17 protein-coding genes are annotated in these 16,467 nt (G+C 69.3%); 6 read left to right on the forward strand and 11 right to left on the reverse strand.

The features are described from left to right. The first annotated feature begins 53 nt into the window (after positions 1-53). Genes ITJ61_RS16685 through ITJ61_RS16700 form a run of 4 tightly spaced genes read left to right on the forward strand, consistent with a single transcriptional unit; the run spans position 54 to position 5,921 of the window. Complete coding sequence (locus ITJ61_RS16685; RefSeq protein ID WP_228497166.1) at positions 54-1,070, forward strand: FecCD family ABC transporter permease; 1,017 nt, start codon at positions 54-56, stop codon at positions 1,068-1,070. Beyond that, positions 1,067-1,942, forward strand: coding sequence for a heme ABC transporter ATP-binding protein (locus tag ITJ61_RS16690; RefSeq protein ID WP_194686893.1), 876 nt, complete (start codon positions 1,067-1,069; stop codon positions 1,940-1,942). The genes ITJ61_RS16685 and ITJ61_RS16690 overlap by 4 nt, the downstream gene beginning before the upstream one ends. After that, complete coding sequence (locus ITJ61_RS16695) at positions 1,939-3,174, forward strand: hypothetical protein (RefSeq protein ID WP_194686894.1); 1,236 nt, start codon at positions 1,939-1,941, stop codon at positions 3,172-3,174. Before ITJ61_RS16690 ends, ITJ61_RS16695 begins: the two co-directional genes overlap by 4 nt. After that, complete coding sequence (locus ITJ61_RS16700) at positions 3,171-5,921, forward strand: fibronectin type III domain-containing protein (RefSeq protein WP_194686895.1); 2,751 nt, start codon at positions 3,171-3,173, stop codon at positions 5,919-5,921. Before ITJ61_RS16695 ends, ITJ61_RS16700 begins: the two co-directional genes overlap by 4 nt. 1,151 nt (positions 5,922-7,072) lie before the next feature. Here ITJ61_RS16700 and ITJ61_RS16705 read toward each other — a convergent pair. The 3 genes from ITJ61_RS16705 to ITJ61_RS16715 form a co-directional block, all read right to left on the reverse strand. Next, positions 7,073-7,720, reverse strand: a complete 648-nt coding sequence (locus ITJ61_RS16705) for a heme oxygenase (biliverdin-producing) (protein ID WP_194686896.1) — start codon at positions 7,718-7,720, stop codon at positions 7,073-7,075. A gap of 117 nt (positions 7,721-7,837) precedes the next feature. Then, positions 7,838-8,773 carry a patatin-like phospholipase family protein gene (locus ITJ61_RS16710; protein ID WP_194686897.1) on the reverse strand — a complete coding sequence of 312 codons (936 nt, stop codon included), beginning with the start codon at positions 8,771-8,773 and terminating at the stop codon, positions 7,838-7,840. A 192-nt stretch (positions 8,774-8,965) separates the two neighbouring features. Beyond that, positions 8,966-9,250 (reverse strand): hypothetical protein, encoded by a 285-nt coding sequence (locus ITJ61_RS16715; RefSeq protein WP_194686898.1) that lies wholly within the window; start codon positions 9,248-9,250, stop codon positions 8,966-8,968. A 116-nt stretch (positions 9,251-9,366) separates the two neighbouring features. Here ITJ61_RS16715 and ITJ61_RS16720 point away from each other — a divergent pair, with 116 nt between their 5' ends. Together ITJ61_RS16720 and ITJ61_RS16725 are read left to right on the forward strand one after the other, a co-directional pair. Beyond that, positions 9,367-9,873 (forward strand): hypothetical protein, encoded by a 507-nt coding sequence (locus ITJ61_RS16720; protein ID WP_146081319.1) that lies wholly within the window; start codon positions 9,367-9,369, stop codon positions 9,871-9,873. Beyond that, positions 9,874-10,281 carry a VOC family protein gene (locus ITJ61_RS16725; protein ID WP_194686899.1) on the forward strand — a complete coding sequence of 136 codons (408 nt, stop codon included), beginning with the start codon at positions 9,874-9,876 and terminating at the stop codon, positions 10,279-10,281. Positions 10,282-10,287: 6 nt separating this feature from the next. Here the strand turns inward: ITJ61_RS16725 and ITJ61_RS16730 are convergent, their stop codons facing one another. From ITJ61_RS16730 to ITJ61_RS16765, 8 genes are all read right to left on the reverse strand, one after another. Then, a complete protein-coding gene (locus ITJ61_RS16730; RefSeq protein WP_104240801.1) occupies positions 10,288-10,722 on the reverse strand; it encodes a hypothetical protein in 435 nt (144 codons plus the stop codon). After that, entirely contained in the window at positions 10,719-11,126 is a 408-nt protein-coding gene (locus ITJ61_RS16735) for a hypothetical protein (protein WP_194686900.1), read from the reverse strand. Before ITJ61_RS16735 ends, ITJ61_RS16730 begins: the two co-directional genes overlap by 4 nt. 39 nt (positions 11,127-11,165) lie before the next feature. Beyond that, on the reverse strand, positions 11,166-11,513 hold the full coding sequence (locus ITJ61_RS16740) for a hypothetical protein (RefSeq protein ID WP_194686901.1): 348 nt from the start codon (positions 11,511-11,513) through the stop codon (positions 11,166-11,168). Between the two features lie 191 nt (positions 11,514-11,704). Further along, the gene (locus ITJ61_RS16745) at positions 11,705-12,223 is read right to left on the reverse strand and encodes a GNAT family N-acetyltransferase (RefSeq protein ID WP_194686902.1); all 519 of its coding nucleotides are present in this window, start codon (positions 12,221-12,223) and stop codon (positions 11,705-11,707) included. A 113-nt stretch (positions 12,224-12,336) separates the two neighbouring features. Next, positions 12,337-13,434: a hypothetical protein gene (locus ITJ61_RS16750; protein ID WP_194686903.1), complete on the reverse strand. Its 1,098-nt coding sequence runs from the start codon at positions 13,432-13,434 to the stop codon at positions 12,337-12,339. Continuing rightward, positions 13,431-13,757, reverse strand: coding sequence for a hypothetical protein (locus tag ITJ61_RS16755; RefSeq protein WP_194686904.1), 327 nt, complete (start codon positions 13,755-13,757; stop codon positions 13,431-13,433). The genes ITJ61_RS16750 and ITJ61_RS16755 overlap by 4 nt, the downstream gene beginning before the upstream one ends. 112 nt (positions 13,758-13,869) lie before the next feature. After that, the gene (locus ITJ61_RS16760; RefSeq protein WP_194686905.1) at positions 13,870-14,193 is read right to left on the reverse strand and encodes a hypothetical protein; all 324 of its coding nucleotides are present in this window, start codon (positions 14,191-14,193) and stop codon (positions 13,870-13,872) included. A gap of 178 nt (positions 14,194-14,371) precedes the next feature. Then, on the reverse strand, positions 14,372-16,462 hold the full coding sequence (locus ITJ61_RS16765; protein ID WP_194686906.1) for a M3 family metallopeptidase: 2,091 nt from the start codon (positions 16,460-16,462) through the stop codon (positions 14,372-14,374). Positions 16,463-16,467 lie beyond the last annotated feature (5 nt).

The following is a 16,467-nucleotide window of genomic DNA, read 5'->3' on the forward strand; positions in this document are numbered from 1 at the left end:
CGGTCGCCGAGCCGAAGGATGCGCCGCCCCGGACCAAGAAGGCGCGAGCGTCGCTGCTCGCAGCCGTGCTCACGATCCTCCTCATCGCGGGCTGCCTCGTGTCGGCGATGATCGGCCAGCTCTACATCCCTCCGCTCGAGGTGCTCGGCTTCCTCCTCAACCAGGTCGGCATCGACGCCCTGCCGGGCCCGAGCCACGAGTTCGGGGCTGCAGCGCTCGCGGAGGTGCGCTTCCCGCGACTCGTGCTCACCGTGCTCGTCGGCGCTGCGCTCGCCGTCGCCGGCGCGCTCATGCAGGGCATCTTCGGCAACCCGCTCGCCGAGCCAGGCTCGGTCGGGGTCTCGGCCGGTGCCGCAGTCGGTGCGAGCTTCTCGATCCTCTTCAGCCTCACGTTCCTCGGGCCATTCACGACGCCGACGTTCGCGTTCGTCGCCGGCCTCATCACCACGTTCGTCGTCTACTCGCTGTCCCGCTCAGGCCGGCGCACCGACGTCATCACGCTCATCCTCACGGGAGTCGCCGTCAACGCCGTCTGCGGTGCCCTCATCGCGTTCATCACCTTCAGCGCTCCCACGCAGGCGCGCGAGCAGATCGTGTTCTGGCAGATGGGCAGCATGAACGGCTCGCGCTGGGAGCAGGTCTGGCTCGTCGCGCCGCTCATCATCGTCGGGTGCATCCTCGCCATCGGCATCGGCCGCCAGCTCGACCTGCTGTCGCTTGGCGAGAAAGCGGCCCGCCACGTCGGCGTCAACGTCGAGCGCGTGCGGCTGCTGGTCATGATCTACGTCGCCCTCCTCGTCTCGGCCGCCGTCGCCTTCGCCGGCATCATCGCCTTCGTCGGGCTCGTCGTGCCGCACATCATCCGCATGATCATCGGCCCGTCCCACCGGGCGCTGCTGCTCTGCTCAGTGCTCGGCGGCGCGCTGCTGCTCACGATCGCCGACCTCGGCGCGAGGACCCTCGTCGAATACGCGGACCTCCCCATCGGCATGCTCACCTCGCTCATCGGCGGGCCGTTCTTCTTCTACCTCATCCGGCGCAGCCGGGCCAAGGGCGGTGCGTGGTCGTGATCGGATCCATCCTCAGGAACCCCATCCGCAAGCCGCGCGCCACAGCGCCAGGTGATGTGGTGCTCTCCGTGCGCGACGTGAGCGTCGACTTCGGCGAGCGCACCGTGCTCGAGGGGCTCGACCTCGACATCCGCGCCGGGGAGGTGCTCGCCCTCGTCGGCCCGAACGGTGCCGGCAAGTCGACGCTCATCAACGTCATCACGGCCGACGTGGATGCGCGCAGCGGCACCGTCGAGATCGACGGCCTCCCCAGCTACGCCTGGACCAACACCGAGCTCGCCATGCGCCGCGCGGTGCTCCTGCAACAGGTCGACATCGCCTTCCCGTTCTCGGTCGAGGAGGTCGTCGACATGGGCCGCGCGCCCTGGCAGCAGGTCAGCGAGCGCGACCGCGACGACCTCATCACGGCGGGCGCGATGCGGCGCACCGACATCGACCGCTTCGCCGATCGCCACTACCCGTCACTGTCCGGCGGCGAACGGGCGAGGGCCGCGCTCGCGCGAGTGCTCGCCCAGACCGCCTCGGTCATGCTCCTCGACGAGCCGACCGCCGCCATGGACATCAAGCATCAGGAGATGGTGCTCGACCTCGTGCGCAGCTACGCGAGCACCGGATGCGCCGTCGTCATCATCGTGCACAACCTCGACCTCGCCGCCGCCTACGCCGACCGCATCGCGCTCCTCAGTCGCGGCCGCATCGTCGCCGACGGGCCGCCCGCCGACGTGCTCACGGCTGAGCTCATCTCGCAGGTGTACGAGCATCCCGTGCACATCCTCGAAGACCCCTTCACCGGGTCGCCGATCGTCGTCCCCAGACGCACCCCCTCCCGACCCGCCCCCTCGACCCCCGCCGCAGAAGGGCAGAACGCATGACCGACATCACCCCAACGGCCAGCCGCTTCTCTCGGGCGCGCTTGGCCGCCTCGATCGTCGCGGCCCTCGCCCTCGCCCTCGGTGCCCTACTCGCCGGCGTCACCGCGTCGCCCGCACACGCCGCGGGCCAGGTGACCATCTCCGGACAGCCCGCGGCGGATGCGCAGAGCGAGATCCAGGTGTCGGGTTCCGGCTTCCAGTCGGTGCAGGGCGGGTTCGGCGGCATCTACGTGCTGTTCGGCTGGGTCGACGACCCGAACGGCGGCTCGTGGAAGCCGAGCGCCGGCGGCGTCACGGGGGAGGATTACCGGTACGTCTACGACGACGAGACGAACCCCGTCGGCTACCAGCTGTTCGCCGCCTTCCCGGGCGGGTCGACCTCCTACGCCGCGAACGGCGGTGAGGTCGCGGCCGACGGCACGTGGTCGGGGACGCTGCGCATCCCGGGCGCCGTCTTCCAGACGTACGACCGCGACCAGAACGCGACCTCGGTCGACTGCACCACCGTGCAGTGCGGCATCATCACGATCGGCGCGCACGGCGTGAAGAACACGAACAACGAGTCGTTCACGCCGCTCACCTTCGCCGGCGGTGCGGCAGCCGTCGCCCCTCAAGCCGAGGCCAGCGCCCAGCAGCCGCAGGCGGCGGCCCCCGCTGCTCCCGCCGAGCAGCCTGGCGACGCGGCACCCGTCGCGACCTCCGCCCCCGTCGGGACGACAACGCAGAGCACAGCCGCGTCGCAGGGCCTCGGCTCCGTCGGCGACGCGCTCGCCTGGCTCGTGGTGCTCGCGCCCGTGCTGCTGCTCGTCGGCCTCACGGTCGTCGCGCTCGCCGTCGGCATCGGCGCATACCTCGCCGCGAAGAGCCTCCTCCTCGGCGTCAACCCGGCCGCACTCGAGAAGGTGCGCGGGCAGCGGGAGCGCAAGGCGCTGCAGGAACGAGAGAAGCAGCGCAGGAAGACGGCGGCTGTCAGGCTCTCCCAGGAGCAGCGCGAGGCTCGCGCCCGGCGCAGGCTGGGCGCGGTCGGTGCCCAGCAAGCGCTCTCGCAGGTCCCCGCCGGCTCCGCGCCGCTCGAGAACGACAAGCTCGTCGACTTCTTCGCCATGGACGCTCCCTCACCGCGCCACCCGAGTCCGCTCGACGATGCCCGCGCCGATGCGAGCGGAGACGAGCGGGATGCGCCCACCCTCATCCTCTCGAGCGCAGCCGGACGGCGGGAGGACGCACGGTGACCTCAGCGACGCAGCACCTGGGCACCCCGCGCGGGCGCCGCCTGCCGGCCCCGGGGATCGGCACGCGCATCCTCGCCGGCATCGGCATCATGGGACTCCTCGCGGGAGTCGGGCTCCTGGCCGCGGACTCCGCCGAGGCGGCATCGACACCGGTCACGGGAGTCGGCCTCTCGTGGGCCATGAACGACGAAGCCGGCGGTGGCGCCTACTTCGGCGGGTGCAACTTCCTCTCCGCCGGAGCATCCGGCGACAACGGCAGCTCCGCGGTCTGGGCCGACGACCGCCTCTACTCGGCGAGCGACGGCAGCGTCACGATCACGAAGCCCGACGCCGCAGGCAACCAGGTGCCCGCCACGTGGGACTCCAGGTGCCTCGACGCAGGCGGGAGCAGAGTCGGCACGGGAGCCGGATCGACAAGCGCCAACCAGGTCAACCTCGCCGACGGCACCGGCACCGTCGACCTCGAAGCCGGCACGGCCAGCATCTCCTGGGACGGTGCCTTCACCGTGGTCTTCTACGGAGGCATGACGTACTGGTCGGTCGACGACCTCAGGCTCGACCTCACCGACGGCAGGGGCACGCTCACGGGCACCGCTGGCGGCTACGGCGCCGATATGAACGACCCGACGAAGTGGCAGAGACTCGACCCGCAGCGCGTCACGCTCGCCACGATCGACGCCACGCCGGCCCAGCTCACGGCATCCGGTGCCACCATCACCCCCGACTACCGGGGCGTGGATGCGGGCGCCGTCAGCACACCGCAGGCCCGCACGGGCGACGACTGGGGCTCCTGGCCGAAGGACTTCGTGGCGTTCCACGAAGCGAGCGGGCAGTCGAGCTACTGGTACTCCTCGGGCGGCATCGCCGACCCGAAGAAGGTCGCCGCGCCGCTCGAGCTGCGCTTCGACACCTCCCCGACGGCCACTCCCGCCTACGAGCGGGTGCCGCTCGGCTACGCCGAGGGCACCAAGGTGCGATTCGCCAACCTCGGCGAGGACATCTCCGGGGAGCCCGTGCTCCGCGCCGCGGACGGGAGCGAGCTGCAGCTGCTGCCGGGCACGACCGCGCAGATCACGGCCGGTGCCGGTCTTGGCACGTGGGACGTCGCGGAACTGCCCGAGGGTGCGCACGTGTTCACCCTCGCCGTGCGCAACGGTGCAGCAGAGGCCCCGATCTACCTCGGCGCCGGCCACCAGCTCCGCATCACCGTCGTACCGCCGCTCGGGACGACGACGCAGCCAGGAGTGACGGTCAGCGACATCCAGGCCAGCTCATTCACGACCACCATCACCTGGCCTGCCGACGGCGGAGGCCCCCCGACGGGGTACCAGGTGCAGCTCACGCAGGGCGGCACCGCCGTCGGCGCGATCCTGCAGGTTCCAGCGGATGGGACAGGCCGGGGAACGACGATCGTCCCCGGGCTCACCGCCGACACTGAGTACGCGATCACCGTGACCCCGTACCTCGCGACCCAGGCTGGTGCATCCGCGACGCAGCAGCTCAGCACCGGATCGCGCCCCGAACCCACCGTGCCGCCCGAGCAGACAACCACGCCCACGACGCCCCCGAGCACCGAGCCGACCACACCCACCGACGGCGACGGCGCATCCGCCGACGGCGCGACGTTCTACTGGGGCCTCAACAAGGAGGCAACAAGCGGCGCCTACGCCGGAGGATGCAACTTCCTCGCGGCAGGCGAGGCCGGAGACACGGGCTCATCGCGGGCCTGGAACGCGAGCGAGTACCGCTCCGCCGACGGCAACGTGACCATCATCAAGCCCAACGGCAACGGCTTCGAGCAGGCGAGCTGGGCGACGAAGTGCATCGACCGCACCGGCACCGCCGTCTCGACGGCACGGCTCGGCTCGCACACGGAATCCCAGGTGCGCATCACGGGCGGCGAGGCGACCCGCTCCGGGTCGGAGCTCACCGTGCAGTGGCGCGGCAGCTTCACCGTCGCCTTCTACGGCGGGCTCACCTACTGGACGGCAACCGACCCCGTGCTCAAGGTGGACGGGAACGGCAAGGGCACCATCACCTCGACCGCGTCCGGCTACGGGGCGTCGATGACGGATGCCTCGAAGTGGATGCCGCTGGCCGAGCGCACCATCACCCTCGCCAACCTGACCGGCGTCGACACCAGTGGCGATGTCATCACGACCACCCCCGACTACGTGGGCGTCTCGTACACCGGCACGGGCCAGTCGCAGGGAGTGGTCGGCGGGGGCGACTCGACCGCGACAGCACAGGCGGCACGCACGGCGCTGAACTCCAGCTACTGGGGCGCGTTCCCGTCGGACTTCGTCGACTTCCAGAAGGAGACCGGCCAGTTCTCGTACTGGTTCACCTCGAACGGCGCTCGCGACGCCTACAAGCCGACGATCCCGCTCACGGTGAGCCTCGCCGGCGACCACACGCCCACCGTGGGCGCGTACAGCCCGCCGGCCGCGCCGACGCTCACGCAGAACAACGCCTCGGGCGGGACGCGGGCTCCGAACGCGGCCGCACCCGCCCCCACCACGACGGCGCCTGCGGCCGGTGTCGCGACCGCCGGCGGGGGAGCCGCGCAGTCGGAGGCTGGCCCGGTCGCTACCGCGAGTGAGGCCTCGGGCCTGCAGATCGGGGAGATCACTGCGCCTATGGTGCTCGGCGGGGGAGCAGGCATGCTCGCCATCGCCGGTCTGAACTGGTCGATCTCGCTCCTCGTCCGACGAAGGCTCGGCCTCGACCCGAACCTCTTCGGGTAGGTGCGGCTTCCGACCCGTCGGAGCCGTCATCCGCTCGCCCAAAGCGGAGTTGTGGTCGTCAAAACGTGCTCGTAGCGACCACAACTCAGCTCTCGGCCTTGTGCTGAGATGCTCGCCACGTTTGCGGGGAGTCGAGATGTCCCGAGGGGGCGGACCTGTGGTCCGCTCGCCCAAAGTGGAGTTGTGGTCGTCAAAGTGCGCTCGTGGCGACCGCAACTCAGCTCCCGACCTTGTGCTGGGATGCGCGCCACGGTTGCGGGGAGTCGTGGCTTCCGACCCGTCGGAGCCGTCGTCCGCTCGCCCAAAGTGGAGTTGTGGGCGTCAAAGCGCGCTCGTAGCGACCACAACTCAGCTCTCGGCCTTGTGCTGGGATGCTCGCCACGGTTGCGGGGAGTCGAGATGTCCGGAGGGGTCCGAGCTGTGGTCCGCTCGCCCAAAGTGGAGTTGTGGTCGTCAAAGTGCGCTCGTAGCGACCACAACTCAGCTCTCGGCCTTGTGCTGGGACGCGCGCCACGTTTGCGGGGTTCGCCCGTGTCGTTTGTAGCTCTGCGCGCTGCTCTACTCGCTGCCTTGCTACCTCGACATAGTTGTGGCGGGATGCTGTTGCTCCGCTTCCCGACCTCACCTGGCCACAACTTTGCGCTCGTGTCGCTCGTGGGCGGCGCCGTCGAGTGCAGATGCAGGCGCGCAGGTCAGATTGCAGGCGCGCCGCGGGAGAAGATGCGGGGAGAGGCGCAAACACGGGTCCAGGTCCGGGTGCGGGTGCAAGCACGGGGGCAGGTGCGGGCGCAAGTGCGGATGCGGATGTGGGCGCAGGTACGGGTGCGGGCGCAAGTGCGGATGCGGGCGCAGATGCAGGGACAGCTGCGGGCGCGCGTGGCGCGTGGTGGGTGCGGGTAACAGGTGCAGGTCCAGGCTCAGGCGGCGGCGCAGGGTTGTGGCCCGGTGCTGTTGCCGCTTGCCCCGACCGCGTTTCGCCACAACTCTGCGCGCACTGGCCGGGTTAGGAGCCGCTCCCGCGAGGTGCTCGAGTCGGTGCGGAGGCCTGCGGGCACGCGAGAACGGCCCGCATCCGAGTGGACGCAGGCCGTTCGCACCTGCGCGTCTGCGCGTCTGCGCACCTGCGCGTCTGCGTCTGCGCGCGGTTGTCGCTAGAAGCGCGCGTCGAGCGCTTCGAAGATGCGCTCGTTGCAGGTGAAGCTCGCGTTGGCTTCGTCGAGGAGGCGCACGATGGCCGCTTCGTCGAAGGCGAGGTCGTCGAGCTGGGTGCGGTAGGCGCGCTTGAACGGCACGATCGCGGGGATCTCGGTGAATTCAAAGAACGTCGCCTCATCCGCGGGGAGCCCGTAGGTGCGGTCGAGCATGACGCGCATTGCCTGGCCACCGGAGAGGTCGCCGAGGTAGCGCGTGTAGTGGTGTGCGAGGTAGCGGGCCGGGTCGTCGGCGGATGCGGTGATGCGTTCCGCGTACTCGCGGGTGGCAGGGAGCTCACCGGGGAGCGGCTGCGTGAGCCGCGGAGCGAGCGCGTCCAGGTCGGCTGCGATCGAAGCGGCACGGTTCAGCTCAACGGCCGGGATGGCGCCGAGCTTGCCGCTCTCGCGCACGGGGACCGCCGCGCTCTCGAGTGCTTCGTACATGAAGCCGTACTGCTGCAGCAGCGCAGCCCAGGCGTCGATGCCGAGCTGGCCGCCCAGGAGGCGCTCGAGGAAGCGCGAGCGTTCGGCGCTTTCGTGGGCCTGCGAGGTGCGCTCGCGCAGGCGCGCGCTGATGGTCGTCGCGGTGTCGGTGACGATGGTCATGAGGGATCCCTTCGGGCGGGATCGGTGCGAGGGGATCGCACCGAAGACTGAATTCCCTCAGCTTAGGTGACCCTTACTTCTTCTGGGAATCCTCTGGGCGAAGATTTCACCCCATCGTTACACCCAGCTCGCAGCCACCTCCTCCGCACAGCGCTGCCCACGCGCTAATCCGGCGCGAGCGGCGGATGGTCGCAGCGAGAGGTCCATGGCGTTGGCCCCGAACAGGTGGTCGAGCTCAGCACCCGGGAAGATGGTCTCGACGGTGCTGCCGGTCGTGCGCAGCTCCTCGAGCTGCGCATCCAGCTGCAGGCCCCACTCGCGCGGTGTGAGGCTCTTCCCCGAGAACGGGGCAAGCACCAGGACACGGTCGAAGCCCATTGCGAGGTCGGCGTTCTCGTTTCGGCGGAAGCCGCCGTCGATGAGCCACCGATCGCCGACGCTGTACGGGAGGCCGCTCGATGTGCTCGCTGCGACGACGTCGACGAGGTCCGCACCGCTGTGCTGGTCGAACGTCACCGGGTCGCCGGTCGCGGCGTCGACGGCGGTGAGCAGCAGCTGCCTCGCAGGCCAGTCCAGCACTGGGAGGCGGGAGGCGACGATGCTGCGCCAGCGGTCCTGCCACGATCCGTCGGCAGCCGACAGCCGCTCGAGCGCGGATGCGCCGAGTCGTCGGCGCATGTCCGTCGCGTCCGCGGATCCGGCGATGAGCCGCTGCATCTGTTCGAGCTGGGCTGCGACCTGTTCGGATACTGCCCCCGGTGTGGGCGGGTGCCGGGGCCCGGACGGGAGGGGTCGCGCGGGCGCGGCGAGAATCGCCTCGAACAGGTCGGACGGTGTCGCCCCGGCGAGCTGAGCACCGGCGGTTGCCCCCGCCGAGGTGCCCACGACGAGGTCGGCGGACGCGACGTCGAGGCCCGCCGCGTCGAGGCCCGCGAGCACCCCGATGAGCCAGGCGTTGCCGGTTGAGCCGCCTCCGCCGAGCACAAGTGCGCGGCGGGGGCTGCGTGCGTCAGACGGCACGAGCAGGGGAGCGGAGGAGGAAGGGAGGTCCATGGGAGTTGCCTTTCACGGTGCGTGACGGGCGCTCCCAGCGCGACCTGCTTAGTCGCGAGTTCGTGAGCTGCGGGGAGCACCCACTGTTGGTCCTGCGTTCATGGGTGTCACCTCCTGGCTTCGAATCACGATGGAGAACACCCTACGCCTGGCGGGGCGGATCGCGAATCAACCGAGAGCCGAGAGCCTGGCTCAGGCCTCGTTGATGCTGGCCACGAAGGCACGGGGAAGGCGGAGCTCGACTGCCAGCAGGTCGACGCTGACCCCTTCCTCGACGAGCGCTCGCAACCCCACCGTCAGCTCCTCGCGGCGCTGCGCGGGCAGGGCGTGACCCGTCGCCGGGAGAAGTGACTGCAGGTGAGTCAGACGGATGCGCTGATCCCCGGTCAGCGACGCCTGCTCACGCTCGCCTGTGCTGAACCGGAACTCCCAGTCCGGGACCGACTCTGCAGGCACTTGGTTGCCGTCGCTGAGCATGCCGCCGAGGATACCGGGCCGAGGCGCGAGGCGGCCAGGGAGTGCCGTCGGAGCGGTTCGAGGTGGCCGGCGGACGGGTTGCCGTTGCTCGACGTACGCTCGATCAGATGGATGCCATGCGTGAACCACTTGAAGCTGCCCTCGAACGACTGGCGCCGGGCAACGGCGATCCGCTTGCGCGCGTCACGGCGACGCGCGACGCGGCCAGATGGCTCGAGGAAGTCGGCCTCGTGGATGCTGTCGAGCGCGCTCGCGCCGCCGGTTCGACGTGGGCGCAGATCGGAGCGGCGCTCGGCGTCACGGGGGCGACCGCGACCACGAGATTCGGCGGCACCCCGGAGGAACGCGAGGCCAGGGCGCGGCAGTCGCGCGAGCGTGCGGCGCAGCGAAACAAGATCGCATCCGAGGCGATCGGCGCCACACCTCGCGGGGAGCTGCCTGGCATGTCGGTCGCCGACGCTGCCGAGAAGCTCGACGTGCAATTGGGGACGTTCCGGCGTCGCATCCAGGTTGCGCGGGAGAAGAACAGCGCAGCCTTCGCGGCCGCGATCACGGTGGTGCAGCTCTCACCCAAGCGCGAGGTCATGCGCGTCGTTGACCTCGCAGCGGCCGCGCAGATCTAGATGGCGCCGGGATTTCACCACGTTGAGGTGTGGATCGCCGACCTTGACGCGGTACGCGCTGAATGGGCCTGGCTCCTGACTCAGGTGGGATGGACGCCGACAGCTGAATGGCCCGATGGACAGTCGTGGAGCGCCGGTTCCGCCTATCTGACGCTCACGACCTCGCCGAACATGAGCAACGCTGGACATGACCGACGTAGACCAGGCGTCAATCACCTCGCGTTTCGGGGCGGGTCAGCGTCGGTAGTTGACGCCTTGGTGCGGAGCGCCCCGGACAACGGGTGGCTGCCGCTCTACGCCGAGCGCTACCCGCACGCTGGTGGGGTGGACCACTACGCCGGCTGGCTGGAGAACTCGTCAGGGTTCAAGGTCGAGGTGGTCGCTGATGGAGGCGTCTCCCGCGTATAGGGACGCTCACCCCAGGTATTCGCCCGCCTCGTACCTGACGTGCTGGATGACGACAGCGGCGCTGATCTCGAGCGCGACGAGGACCGTGATGATGCCGAGCGACCACCACACTGACTTGTGGGTGCAGGCGGCGGTGATGGCGGCCGCCGAAAGGCTGAAGAACCAGACCAGGAAGTGAGCGACACCGGCTATCCACGTCGTGAGGATGGCCTCCTCGTAGTGTCCCTTGGGTGTGGTCCAGGTGTCGCTCGCGTTGGCTTCGGGGCCGTAGTGGAGGACCTCGCCGACGCTGAGCGCGAGGAAGACGCCGATGACGAGCGTCGCCGCCGCCGCGAACAGGATGATGACGGTTGCGATGCTCCACCCGAGGATCGGGCGCCAGGCCGAGGGGCGAACTGGGCGATGCTCGGCCGTGTGCCAGGTGGGCACGTCGTCGCTCATCGCACCGCGAGGTCGAGTAGAGGCCAGCCGACGGGAACCACGATGACGATGACCGAGAGCAGGACGAGCATCCCGAACGTGCGGCCGAAGGCGCGCGGACCGATGCTGGCGAAACTGACGGCGGCCCCGAGGTATGCGATCCAGGCGATGCCGAGGGCGAGGATCGCGAGGTCGGTCATGGACTTCGCCTCGCCGTAGTTCAGCGCGGCGGACGAGCGCGGATCCCGATCAGTCTCCATCGCGGCACCGTAGACGAGCATCTCCGCGATCCCTTGGCCGAGTGCGAGCGCCAAGAACCCGAGAACGAACACCCCCGATACGGCGAGGGCAATGGTCCTGGCTTCCCCGTGCGGCGCGCGTGCGCTTGCCGCTGCGCTTCCCGGCTCGGATTCCACCGTTGACATGGCACGAGCTTAGATCTCGTCTGCCCGGGACGCTGTGGCTCAGGGCAGCGATTCGCGGCCCTGCTGAGCGGATCGCCTCGCGTCGCGCATGCCGATCCGGCGGTTGTGCAGCGCTGCGACCCCGAGAGCTGGCACGAGCAGGATCACTCCCAGCAAGACGGCGGTCAGGAGGAATGTCAGGTCTGCGGCTCGCCCGAGCAGCTGTAGTCCACCAATGACGGCGAAGACCATGACCAGGCGGGGGAGGAACCACAGGCGCGGCAGCTTCGGCGGCCGGCCGAACAGCGGGATCCTCTGCCCCGGGTTGCTCCTGGACAGTCGGACGACGTCGACGGCGCACGCCGCCGATCCGATGGCCAGCAGCACGATGCCCCAGAAGAGTTCCATATGGCCCACACGAACACGTTGTTCTGGGTGACGCCTCACCGCGGCGGTGGGACTCGAGGACCTGGTCGCCCATGGAGGCGATGCGTCTAGGGTCTTGTTGTGTCGGTCATGATCTTCCTCACAGCGATGCTCTTCGTCGCCGCAGGCGTCATCGTCCTGGCGCTCGTGGCGAAGATCGGCACGAGCACCTCTCAGAGGCGAGGGAGCTCTGCCTCATAGAGGCTGCACGCCAGCTCGCGTGCACCGTCGGATGAGATGACGGTGGCATTCCGGACGTGCCGAAACCCTCGCTGTTCGTAGTACGACCGCAGCACGCGGTTCTCGGTCGCGCAGTCGAGTCGAAGGAGCGGAATGCTGCCAGCCGTCGCCTGCGACCGCGCCCAATCGAGGACGCTCTCGCCGAGACCGACGCCCCGGTGCGTCTGCGCGACCGCCAAACGGTGCACGTAGAGAGCCGTGCGCGCGGTGGTGCCCCAGATCGCGGTGTCGGAGTCGGAGAGGGTGACCGTCGCCACGGTGAGGTCCCCGTCCCTCACGACGAACAGGCGCCCGTGCGCCGCATCGGATTCCAGGAGCGACATCGGCACCTCGTCCTGCCACTGGTCGATGCCACGAGACGCCAACCAGGCACGCGCTTGGGCGATGAGATTCGCTACCGCGGCGACGTCAAGCTCGGACGCCGCTTCGACGCGAACGTGGTCTTCGATCATGATTCACCAACGTACGGCGCTGTTCGTGAGAGCCCTGGAAAGATGCTCGGCTTGTCCCGCACGAGCGAGCATCACTCCGGCTCGGCCCACAGGTTGAAGGTCAGGCGTTGTGACTACGCGGCGGTGTTGCGTGCCCATTCATCCTGTTCAGTCGGCCGGGACCGCTCCTCGCGTGCCGCGGTAGCTTCGCGAGCGACGTCGCGCAGCCACAGCGTCGAGTCGGGCGCCCACCCTGCGATCACGGATGCGAACTCCGTATCGACGCGCACGAGCTGCGTTGCCGAGGAGTAGTAGCCAAGGGCCGTGAGGTGCACGGCGTCCCAGTCCTGCGCGACGCGCTCCCAGTGCGGAATGACCCAGCGACCGTTCCGCCCAGTCGTCCGGAACCAGTCGTGGCGCCGCGACGCCGTCACCTCGGCCGGGTAGTCGCGGCAGAGCCTCGCCCAGTCGTCAGCCGACTCGATCTCCAGCACGGACCCAACGCCGCTGACCGGAATGAAGGTCGCCGCCGTCCAGCCGAAGGAGTCCTCCATGAGCTCGAGCGCCGCCTCCACGGTTCCTCGGGTTTCGAGGATTGTCTGTGGCACCGACCACCAGGTTCCCGACCAGCGCGCGTGCGGATCCAATGGGCGGTCTCGCGCTGCCCGTTGCTCCTCGTCGGCCAGCTCCCGCGTCCACGTCCGGAGGGCGGCTGCCGGGTCGGTGGGGAGCGGTGCGGCGTTCGCAGCCGAGTTCCAGTCCACCGCCCACTGCTTCTTTCCCCGTGGGGAGGCGAGGCCCGGAAGCGCTGCGGCGACGAGTTCAGCGATCGGGTGGAGTGCGGCCCGGACTTCGGGCAACGCCGCAACCTCGTCGTTGCCGTCTGGTTCCTGCCAGTAGCGGGCCGAGTTGAGTGACGCGCGCAGGGCTTCCGTCACGCCCTCGGGATCGACCGTTGCCAGGTCGACGCCGCTGAGGCACGCGGCCAACTCCTCAGCAGTGGGGATCGGATCGTCCGTGGGCATGGGCGCATGTCCGGTCAGGCTGTAGCGAACCCCCGGGTTGACGTCAACGTGGCGCGCGAGTGGGAACAGGGCTGAGCCGACCGCTGGGCTGGAGTGCACGGCGTACTCGAGGCACAGCCTGCGCCCGCGGGGGCCGAGGAGCAGACGGGCGGCGACATCGCGCGCGGCTCCCGAGCATCCCATGGCCGGGACATCCGGACCGGTCACCGAAGTGCTCCGATCGATCGCTCGGTCACTCGGAAGGGGTCGTGGTTGAAGAAGCCGTTCCTGGCGTCCAAGAGGAGTCGCTGTTGCTCAGCGACCACGAAGCTGGATTCCGCGCCCCCGATGCCGACCGCGCTTCTGGTTCCGTGGTACCTCGCACCGACGCCGACTCTGTGCGAGCCAGGCTCAACGGTGACCTCGGTCGGCTGTCCCCAACGGGCCGGGTGGTCGACGTCGTCGACGCGGACGACGGGAACCGCGAAGAGAAGGAGGAACCAGGCAATGATCCAGTGGCCTCGCGGAACGACAACGACCGACGAACTCATGCATCCACCGTATCGGTCGAGGAATGAAGCCCCACCGGTTATAGCGTTGCTGGTGCAGTAATCCTGAATGTGTCTCTTCGGGAGTGCGACTCGGGCTCGCGCAGGTCTATTCCTACTGCGGGGCAGTTTCGAGTTGCTGACGATTGACCCGCCGGTTGTGGGCCACCGCCACGAAGAACCCGGGCAGGACAGCGACGGCTGCGAGCACCGCAGCCATGAACATCGGCAGCTTGGTGGCCCTCATGACGGTCAGGACGCCGTAGACGGTGGCGAACCCCATGATCACGCGCGCCACGTACCAGGCTCGGGGGAGCACCGGCGGGCGGCCGATCCACGGGATCCGGTGCTCAGGGTTCACGACCGCGTGGCGCCAGTTGTCGACGACCGCTGCCGTGCCGCCGACCACGATCAACGCGATACCCCAGAAGAGCTCCATGCCGTCCAGCCGAACATGCCGTTCTGGACGTCGGCTCAGCGCAGTCCGAGCGGGAGACGGTACCCGGACATCAGTCGTGCCGAGGAACACCTCGTCATTCCTGACGACTGCGTCCCAAGGCCTCCAAAGCGTGCCGAAGTGGCCGCAAGATGGAGGGGCCGAAGCCCCTCCATCGCAGCTACTGCAGTCCGCGGCGCTTGAGCAGCGGCTCGATGGGGGCCGGGCCGCCGAGGAGGTCGCTGACCAGCGACATCGCCTCGCGGGAGCCACCAGGCTCGAGGATGCTGCGACGGAAGCGCTCGCCCGCAGCTCGCAGGCCGCCGTCGAGCTCCGCCTGCTCCGCGAACCAGTCGACCGTCGCCGCGTCGAGCACCTCGCTCCAGATGTAGCCGTAGTAGCCGGCGCTGTAGCCGCCGGCGAAGATGTGCTGGAAGTAGGGGAGCGTGTACCGCGGCGGCACGGCGGGAAGATCGAGCCCGTAGCGGCGCAGAACGGCTTGCTCGAATGCCTCGACGTCGGTCACCTCGGCCGCTTCCTCGGGCGACAGCGAGTGCCATTCGAGGTCGATGACCGACGCAGCCAGGTACTCGCTGGTGCCGAAGCCCTCGTTGAACGACGCCGAGTCGAGCAGGCGCTCGACGAGCTCCTCCGACAGCTGCTCACCCGTCTCGTGATGCTTCGCGTAGTTGCGCAGCACCTCGGGCCACAGCATCCACATCTCGTTCACCTGGCTCGGGAATTCGACGAAGTCGCGGGGCACATTCGTGCCACCGAGGCTCGGGTAGCCGACCAGCGCGAACAGGCCGTGCAGAGCGTGCCCGAACTCGTGGAAGAGCGTCTCCACCTCGTCGAACGTGAGCAGCGTCGGCGACCCCTCAGCGGGCTTCGGCACGTTCAACGTGTTGAGCACGACCGTCGGCTCACCGAGCAGGCGGTTCTGCTGAATGACCGAGTTCATCCACGCGCCACCCCGCTTCGAATCGCGCGTGTAGAGGTCGAGCGAGAACAGCCCGACCTCGGTGCCGTCCTCGTTGCCCACCTCGTACACGACCGCGTCCGCGTGGTGACCGCGCAGCTCGGGCCGCTCGGTGAACGTGACTCCGAAGAGGCGGTTCGCGGCGTAGAAGACGCCGTTCTCGAGCACCGCCTTCGCCTCGAAGAACGGGCGCATCTGCGACGTGTCGACGGCGTAGTCGCGGGCGCGCACCTTCTCGGTGTAGAACGCCCAGTCCCACGGCTCGAGCGCGAAGCTCGGCTCACCGGCCGCGGCCTGTTCGGCGTCGATGGTGGCCTGCAGCACGTCCTGCTCACGGCACGCGTTGGCGGCGGCGGGAGCCGAGAGCTGCTCGAGGCGCGCTCGGATCGCGGATGCGCTCCCTGCGGTCGACTTCGCCGCGGCGGCCTCAGCGTGGTTCTCGAAGCCGAGCAGACGTGCCCGCTCGGCGCGCACGCGCACCATCTCGAGCGCCGTGGCCCTCGTGTCGTGGTCGCCACCGCGGCTGCCGCGCGCGGACGACGCCTCGAACAGCTTGCGTCGCGTCTCGCGGTTCGTCAGCGTCGAGAGCAGCGGGTGGCCCGTGAAGAGCACCAGCGAGATCAAGTACTTGCCGGTGAGCCCGCGAGCCTCCGCGGCAGCGGATGCGGCCGAGATGGCACTCTCGTCGAGCCCCGCGAGCTCTTCCGCGGAGTCGACGACCAGGGCGAGCGCGTTGCTGTCGGCCTGCAGCTTCTGGTCGAACTGCACCTCGAGCTCCGACAGGCGGCCGTTGAGCTCACGCAGACGAGCCGAAGACGCATCGTCGAGGCCGGCACCCGCGAGGCTCGAGTTGCGGTGCAGCTTCTCGACCAGGAACGTCTGCTCGTCGGTGAGCCCTGCCTGCTCGCGGGTGTCGTACACCGACTGGATGCGCGCGAACAGTGCCCGGTTCAGCGTGATGGAGTCTTCGTGCGCCGTCAGCCGAGGCCCGATCTCCGCCTCGATCTTGTCGATGCCCGGGGTCGCGTCGCCGGAGCTGAGCGTGAAGAAGACGGCGGCCGTGCGCTCGAGGAGCTGGCCGGATCGCTCGAGGGCCTCGACCGTGTTCGCGAACGTCGCAGGCTCGGGGTTCGCCGTGATCGCCTGGACCTCCGCGAGCTGCTGCGCCATGCCAGCTTCGAACGCCGGGAGGAAGTGCTCTTCGCGCACCTCTCCGAAAGGCGGCAACTGGAAGGGAAGCGAGCTGGGGTTGGCGAACGGGTTCTCGGCGTCGAGCTGCACGGTCTGGGTCATGCTTC

This window comes from Pseudoclavibacter sp. VKM Ac-2888 (genome assembly GCF_015351285.1).
GTDB lineage: Bacteria > Actinomycetota > Actinomycetes > Actinomycetales > Microbacteriaceae > Pseudoclavibacter.

Coding starts and splice junctions, on each gene's coding strand:
- ITJ61_RS16730 (WP_104240801.1), bottom strand. CDS start 10,722: ATGAGCGACGACGTGCCCACCTGGCACACGGCCGAGCATCGCCCAGTT.
- ITJ61_RS16745 (WP_194686902.1), bottom strand. CDS start 12,223: ATGATCGAAGACCACGTTCGCGTCGAAGCGGCGTCCGAGCTTGACGTC.
- ITJ61_RS16715 (WP_194686898.1), bottom strand. CDS start 9,250: ATGCTCAGCGACGGCAACCAAGTGCCTGCAGAGTCGGTCCCGGACTGG.
- ITJ61_RS16765 (WP_194686906.1), bottom strand. CDS start 16,462: ATGACCCAGACCGTGCAGCTCGACGCCGAGAACCCGTTCGCCAACCCC.
- ITJ61_RS16740 (WP_194686901.1), bottom strand. CDS start 11,513: ATGGAACTCTTCTGGGGCATCGTGCTGCTGGCCATCGGATCGGCGGCG.
- ITJ61_RS16720 (WP_146081319.1), top strand. CDS start 9,367: ATGCGTGAACCACTTGAAGCTGCCCTCGAACGACTGGCGCCGGGCAAC.
- ITJ61_RS16755 (WP_194686904.1), bottom strand. CDS start 13,757: ATGAGTTCGTCGGTCGTTGTCGTTCCGCGAGGCCACTGGATCATTGCC.
- ITJ61_RS16735 (WP_194686900.1), bottom strand. CDS start 11,126: ATGTCAACGGTGGAATCCGAGCCGGGAAGCGCAGCGGCAAGCGCACGC.
- ITJ61_RS16760 (WP_194686905.1), bottom strand. CDS start 14,193: ATGGAGCTCTTCTGGGGTATCGCGTTGATCGTGGTCGGCGGCACGGCA.
- ITJ61_RS16710 (WP_194686897.1), bottom strand. CDS start 8,773: ATGGACCTCCCTTCCTCCTCCGCTCCCCTGCTCGTGCCGTCTGACGCA.
- ITJ61_RS16725 (WP_194686899.1), top strand. CDS start 9,874: ATGGCGCCGGGATTTCACCACGTTGAGGTGTGGATCGCCGACCTTGAC.
- ITJ61_RS16705 (WP_194686896.1), bottom strand. CDS start 7,720: ATGACCATCGTCACCGACACCGCGACGACCATCAGCGCGCGCCTGCGC.
- ITJ61_RS16695 (WP_194686894.1), top strand. CDS start 1,939: ATGACCGACATCACCCCAACGGCCAGCCGCTTCTCTCGGGCGCGCTTG.